1 protein-coding gene and 1 pseudogene are annotated in these 733 nt (G+C 38.5%); both read left to right on the top strand.

Features of this window, described 5'->3' with window-relative positions:
• Positions 1-512: pseudogene (locus CCAL9328_RS10645) on the top strand (hypothetical protein); the annotation flags it as partial.
• Positions 513-514: 2 nt separating this feature from the next.
• The coding region (locus CCAL9328_RS10640) for a hypothetical protein (protein WP_170000640.1) at positions 515-733 on the top strand (219 nt) is incomplete at its 3' end.

Here is a 733-nt window from a genome sequence, read left to right as displayed (position 1 = left end):
CCAATCAAACTATAGCAGGAACTAAAACTTTTTCTAGCCCTGTAGTGGTGCCTAATGCCACAGCAAATACTCACGCAGTTAATTTAGCTCAACTTAACACCAAAGCCAACGCTAACGCTACAGTTAATCTAACTGGCAATCAGACTATAGCAGGGATTAAGACATTCTCAGCAGTGCCTGTGTGCTCTATACTACCTACAGCTGATACTCAGTTAGCTAATAGAAATTATGTTAAAAAGCGTGGGGCTTTTGTAGCAGTAACTGGTGGGGCAATAGATTTAAATAATGGTATAAACTTTAGCTTAAATCTAACAGCAGCAACAAATATAACAGTAGCTAACGCAGCGGCAAATGTAGGTCAAACTGGGGAGATATTCATAGCTAAAGGGGCTAATATCCAAGCTTTTTCAGCTCCATTTAACTTTAGGATAGCTCAAAGTGGCTTTGGGGCTAATGAAGTGTTTTCTTATGTAGTTGTGAGTAGCTCTTTAGTTAGGATTACAAGGAGTTAGGGGTGTTATTAATTGGAATAGAAAGAAAAGAATTTAGTAATTTGCTATGTAATAGTGCTGGTAGAGGCACTAAAATGTTTGATGGTGGGGGGAGATACCGCATATGTGGGGTAGTGAGTAGTAACTATACTTGGCCTACATATAATAACAAAGTATGCCAACTACTAGATGATAGTAGTGTTTTATACACATTTATAGCTACTGGTAGAACTGGTAGCGCA

This window comes from Campylobacter sp. RM9328 (genome assembly GCF_012978615.1).
This window is presented reverse-complemented; position numbering and strand designations above follow the sequence as displayed.